The organism is Thalassospira sp. SM2505 (assembly GCF_054901115.1).
The window spans coordinates 4,339,001-4,345,000 of the sequence record NZ_CM142731.1 but is presented as its reverse complement, the minus strand read 5'-3'; the positions used below and the strand labels follow the sequence as shown (position 1 = coordinate 4,345,000).

The 6,000-nt window shown below is 52.7% G+C and carries 4 protein-coding genes; all 4 read right to left on the bottom strand.

Annotation, left to right across the window (positions count from 1 at the left end):
- Positions 1 to 271: 271 nt before the first annotated feature.
- Entirely contained in the window at positions 272 to 2,596 is a 2,325-nt protein-coding gene (locus tag ACTU44_RS20305) for an FTR1 family iron permease (protein ID WP_462096234.1), read from the bottom strand.
- Entirely contained in the window at positions 2,593 to 4,143 is a 1,551-nt protein-coding gene (locus ACTU44_RS20300; RefSeq protein WP_462096233.1) for a multiheme c-type cytochrome, read from the bottom strand. Before ACTU44_RS20300 ends, ACTU44_RS20305 begins: the two co-directional genes overlap by 4 nt.
- Positions 4,140 to 4,676, bottom strand: a complete 537-nt coding sequence (locus ACTU44_RS20295) for a hypothetical protein (protein WP_181850230.1) — start codon at positions 4,674 to 4,676, stop codon at positions 4,140 to 4,142. The genes ACTU44_RS20300 and ACTU44_RS20295 overlap by 4 nt, the downstream gene beginning before the upstream one ends.
- A 68-nt stretch (positions 4,677 to 4,744) precedes the next feature.
- The gene (locus ACTU44_RS20290; protein ID WP_114098066.1) at positions 4,745 to 5,800 is read right to left on the bottom strand and encodes an imelysin family protein; all 1,056 of its coding nucleotides are present in this window, start codon (positions 5,798 to 5,800) and stop codon (positions 4,745 to 4,747) included.
- Positions 5,801 to 6,000 lie beyond the last annotated feature (200 nt).

Below are 6,000 nucleotides of genomic sequence, written 5' to 3'. Positions count from 1 at the left end.
AGGGTTTTTTATTGCCCGCAGAGACAGTCTTCGAACCTGTTGCTTTCCTTGGTTGTGAGCCTTCTCATAACTGAAGGCTGAGAGCGTATGAAAAAGGTGCCAGTGGCACCTTTTTAGCTCGAAGGTTGAGCACGGCGACAGCCGTGCGCAGACTGCGCTCTCGCATCATCCTCAAATCTATCTGTTGCCTGTTTGCTCAAAGGTTCTTTGCAGAGGCCAAAGGCCGGAGCTGAGCGAGCAAAGCGAGCGCTAATCCTGCCCACACATCTAATCAGGTTTTCACAGCTCGAATACGTGACCATGCTGGAATGGCCAATGAGATAATCAGAATGGCCGCGAGCAGTCCCTGTGCCAGCAGGGTTTCCGTTACCGGGTAGAGACCGAAATACAACTGCAACCAGGGTGCATCCGGGAACCATGAAACCGGGGTGGCGGACATAATCGCGGCGGTTTGCAGGCCCCGGATGCCACTGCCGACGAGCATGATGCAAAGAATTGCCAAAAGAATCCCTGTTGTCCGGAAGAAAGTGGTTATCGGCAATTTCGTTTCCAGCCCCAGTACGGCGAAAGCTGCCAGAAGGGACAAAGCTGTGCCAGTAAACAATCCTCCAAGAACCGGCAGTGTCGGCGCATCAATCAGCAATGCTTCATAAAACAAGACTGTCTCGAAGCCTTCGCGAAAGACAATCAGGAAAGCCAGCGAAAGCAGGGTGAACCAGCCAAGAAACTTCTGTTTGTCGCCTTTTCTTGCATCGGAGGTCAGCGCGACTTTGTGTTTAATCTCAACCATCCAGTCGCCGACATAGGCTTTGCGGAAAATCCAGTGCGTCACATAGAAAAGCACGGCAGCTGCAACAAGGGCGGTGCCTCCTTCAAGGAGTTCGCGTTGCAAGGTGCTCATGGCAAACAGTTTTCCGACGGCAAACCACAGAAGGAAAGATCCTGCCAGGGCCAGGGTGATGCCGAGCGTGATCGGCCATAACCATCCGTTCGGTCCTTTGGCTTTGACGCCATTTGATTTAAGTGCCCCGATCATGCAGCCAAGAATCAGGACGGCCTCAAGCCCTTCGCGCAACAAAATCGCAAGAGATTGAACGAAAGCACCAAGCGAGGACAATTGTGTGTCGAGGATGGTCGACGCCTCGGTGGTTTGTCGTTTCATCCGATCAACGGTGATTTTAAGGGGCTCCAGAGGGCCGTGATCAGCGATGAGTTTGCCCAAGCCTGGTTCCGTGATGCTGCCTTCCCAGAAATCTGATTCCAGTTTCAGGGCAAGAGAAGGCGAACGCGGGACAAGCCGTTGTTCAATATCGGGATCGAAAAAGGCATAGGCTTCCAGCCGTTTAAGCTCTGCCTCGGCCCAGTCGCCGGCTTGGGCAACCAGCAAAATCTCGTCAAACAGATCGGGAAGCAGCAGCAATGATGCCTTGTATCCGCCATTGGCCGTGTCACTGCCATAGGTGTCGGCAATGATTTCCTGCCCTTCGGTGGCAAGATTTCGGATTTGCTCAGGGTTTCCCTTGCTGCTGATCAGATATTTCATCTCGTCGAGAATAGTACCAAGCTGGTCGAAAGATCGGGGGTGGTGTTGTGAGAGGTCATGACCAAGATCGCCATAGATCATCTGGGCACGGTCACGGAAAAGCTGTGCTTCGAAATATTCAAACGGAATGGTGATTTCGCCGTCGCGAACACCTTTTTCATATTCAAGCGGGATCAGATTCAAAAAGCGCGCCAGAAGCCGGACCCGTCGTTCGAGTTCATCCTGTGGCAGGCTGGTCGGGGCATAGGTCGCGAACAGATCCTGAAGATGTTGAAGGTTTGTCTCAAGCTCGTCGCCCCCGGATGTTGTGCGTAACCCGGTCATGATGTTGCTGATTTCAGTGCCCTTTTGCGGGCCAAGCCGTTCGGTAATGTTACCTGCAAGAAGGCGGTGCAAGCCTTGGGTGCGGGCAATGGTTCCGGCCAGTTGGACGGTATAGTTCTGTGCAAGATGGGTTCGCGCATCGGCAAGGGCGCGTCGTAATTCGCTGGCATAAATGCCAAGTAACTCAGTCTTGATGATATCGCGGGTCTGAAGAGGGGAAAGACGACCGGAAAGTGCTTCGCGCATGGCAATACTGGCGGCCGTGTCGCGCGATGTGCGGGCATATTCACGGATATTCAGCCATTGTGATGCAGTTTCGACATCACCGGAATTCAGAAGATCAACAGTTCTTGCAAATGCACCATGGAGTATTGCCGTGCGGATGTCGGCATGGGCAGATGCCGCTTTGGCCGGGTTCCATGTTGAAACCGCGTTTGCGTAATCAATCAGCGCGTCGGAAACAGTGCGGGCCTGATCCGGAACAGCGATTTCAAAGGAGGCGGCAAGATGGTCGTTCCAAAGCGACTGAATTCTGGCCAGTTTGCCTGCCACCTTTTCTTCCAGAGCATGATCAACAGGCCGATACATCACCCGGATCAGAGAGGCACTTGTGCTCTGTAATTCTTCGGCATCCTGCCAGGCAAGGTTTGGTTGAGCAAAACCGTTTGATAGCGGGGCTGCGATGATCACGAAGGTCAGTAAAGCCAATCGGAAAATACAGGGGGTCATGGCCGTACCTTTTTATCTGGAGGAAGACTGAACGTTGCGCTGACAAGTTCGAAGGGAGGGACAATCAGGTCGGTCTTCAATGTGTTGAAGATAAATTCCTGGGTGGCGACCCGGTACCAGAGACGTGCGGTGATCTGGTAAGGGCCGGTGTTGTCACCGGAAAGCGCAACGTCATAGGTAACGATGTCTTCGCCTTTTGGGGGGACGCCTTTGCGCAGATGCGTTATCTCTGCGGTTATGAAAGTCAGATGATCGGGAATGCGATTGCCCGCACTGTCGCGAAAGTCTTCGCGCCAGATAACCGCGTCTGGATCGGTTTGCCCGCGTTCGGTATCGAAGCTGCCGGAATGATAGATCACCGAGCCGTTTGCGTCCGAAACCACAATTTCAAGCCACATATATTTCTGATCGATCACACCTGTTGGCAGGTTGTGACCAGCACCAAGATTCTGTACGGCGATGTCAAAAACGAGCCGGTTATCGGTAATGTGACTGCCTTTCAGGGCAAGTCCGGCAGCAGCGCGCAACAGGGCTGATGTTGCCGTTCCCTGTTTTTCAATCAGGCGAGTGTTTTGTTCTTTGGTTAGTCCTGGCAATATCCCGCCGCGTAACCATGTCAGGTTTGATCCAAGAGAGGTATCAAACATCAGGTAATTTGCCCCGACAAAGTTATGGGCATAGCGTTCAGGTTTGCGAATGTCCCCGTCGCGGATTTGTCGAACATAGGATGCCGGATCCGGCGCCATGTGACAGTCCTGACAAGTGATGTCATTTTGGGCGTACCAGCTGTCGCGCCATTCGACAAAGGTGCTTTGGACATGTTGTCTTGTTGTCGCCTTGGACATCGATTGATCATAGTTTTCGGTATGGCATCCGCCGCAGAAATCAGCGCTGGCAATCAGGGCATTGGTCTTGGCTGCACCAAAGGCACGGGCATGATCACGCGGTGCGGCAAGGATCATCGGGTTGGAGAGTTGATCGACACCGGTATTCACAGCTAGGGTAAGCGCCCCATTGCCTTCAAGAGGGTCGGCATGGGTAGCGGTATGGCACATGACGCAACTGATCCCTTCGGTCTCGGCGTCTGAAGGCATGACAGATTTGAAGCGATTGGTACGTCCTGCCAGAACTTCACCCGGTGCATGACATCCTTCGCAAAACCGTGCACGTTCGATCCCGTCACGGTGCAAGTTTTCATTGGCCTCTACAGCGCGTTCGTAAACTGTGTCGCGACCGGCTATGGCATGCAGCGACGGGGCCCACTCATCAAATTCCTTTTGATGACAGGTGGCACAGGTTGCGGCGGACTGAATTTTTGACGGATCGACAAGACGACCGTTATCGGTTTGCAGTCGCGACGGCCAGAAAGGCCGTTCTGCACCATTTTCATCCGGTCCAAAGGGCAACTGATAGAACGGGATATTGACAAGGTCGATGCCCGGTTCCGGCGCGGGAGGGCGTAGAAGATAAAGGGAAACGACAATCAGGATGCCAATGATACAGCCAGATATCAAAAGCGGGAGATTGGCTTTGAGTTGTCTTTTCATTTCTCCCCCCGGTTTGAATGCGGGGTCGGGTTGCACCAGTGCCGCAACCCCAGATGAATAACCAGACCGATCATGGCAGTGACGGCCCCCCATAAATGCAGAAAAGTCAGGAGATAGGTTGTTTCGAACTGCCAGAACCAGATTTTCCCGGTCAGGTAGATTGCAGGGGGCACGACCATCAGCCATCCGGTTGCGATGATCAGAATGTATTTTGCGATCAGCAACCAGCTCAGTCCGGTGAATATTTTGCGCTGACTTGTCGCGAGACCCTGTTTGATATGGCTCGCGACCCAGACAAGAAACAGGACAGTAAAAATCAGCCCGACAAATAGATGAAACAGCAAAACAGTTTCACCAGCGTTCCAGTTATGTCCGGCGAAGAATTCCAGATAAAGTCCGGTGCCAAGCAGGAGGGCAAAAAGATATGTCAGAACCTGCATCCGCGAGTTCGCGCGGATCAGGCTCATTACACCTGCACGTGCAGGAACGTACTGGACAGTTGAAAGCGGGAAAGTTGTGTTTTTTGTCGTCATGGCTGTTCTTGCTGGTCGTCAAGCCGGGCGGACTTCAATGTCCGCCGGCTTGATTGATGCGGGACAAATTAGCCGCGGATATTGACTTTGTTCTGGGCTGCGGCCTGCAGGATCATTGCGACAATCCGGTCGGCAATATCCTGGGCCTCGTTGCCCAGTGCATCGGCTTCTTCAATGCCGAATTTTTCACCGGACTTTTCGCGGGCATAGGTATCCTCAACCAGCGAAAGAAGTTCTTCGAAGCCTGATTTGATCCGGCTATCAAGGTCGGGATTATCAGCGGAAACAACTGGCGAGATGGCGTTGAAATACATTTTTTTGCACCCGCCCATGATCCCCTGAACATCGGCAAGGCGGCTTTGCGCGACAAAGGCACCGACTTCTCCGGTGATGAACTGGGATTCCTTCCACTCACCGAAATAGTCGCCAACTGTTGGTGTCATTGTCACAACCGAGGTAAAGGCATCGTCACGGTTCGGCTTCCAGACCGACATGTCGCTATGCAATTTTTTGGCCCAGTGCGTCAGGGCCTGTGCCGCACCAAGTCCGAGATTGGCATCAAAAAGCATTTCTCCCGGTGCTTGTTTGCCATCGTCATTGAGGTCTGCGACCAGCTTGATATGGCTTTCCTCCATGCCCCAGAACAGGGGTTCCGTGATGCCGTGGAAAAGGTTTCCCGGCCGGGAAAGCACGGTTCCGTCAGGGAGTGTCAGATCGTATTGGGCGATATCCTCGTTTTCGGTTCCGGGATTGCCAGCATCAAGGATCAGGTCATATTTTGCGGTTTCAGGGATCCCGGCAACGATACCTTCAATGGTTTCATACTGGTTGGATGCTTCTAGCCAGAGTGTTCGGATATTTTGTATCTGACCGGCCAGAACAGGGCCTTTGGCCTGCCAGGCAGCAGCATAGTTTCCATCATGTGATGCGATGATATCGGCATAGGCAGACACTGCATTTTCAAGCAAGCCTGCCTGCGAGATCAGTCGTTCATTATGATCAAGTGTAAACTGTTTGACATTCTCAAGGCCCCTGATTTCCGCATCATCAGTTGCAAAGGCATTGCCCGAGATTGCAAGACACGATGCCAGTGCGGCGGTCAGAAGAACGGGTTTCTTGAACATATTCCTACCTTTCAGATCAAAAAATGGCGGTTGCGGTAAAACAGACGGGGTTGCGAATACGGCCCGCCTGTTTCGCCGAATAATCGGTGCGGGAATATTTGTGATAACAATTATCATTTGCGAAAAGAGGCGAACTTGATGCTGGTCAAGTCAAACTGGTCGGGCTTTTATCGCGCCAAGCGATTTGACGATGATCAAGT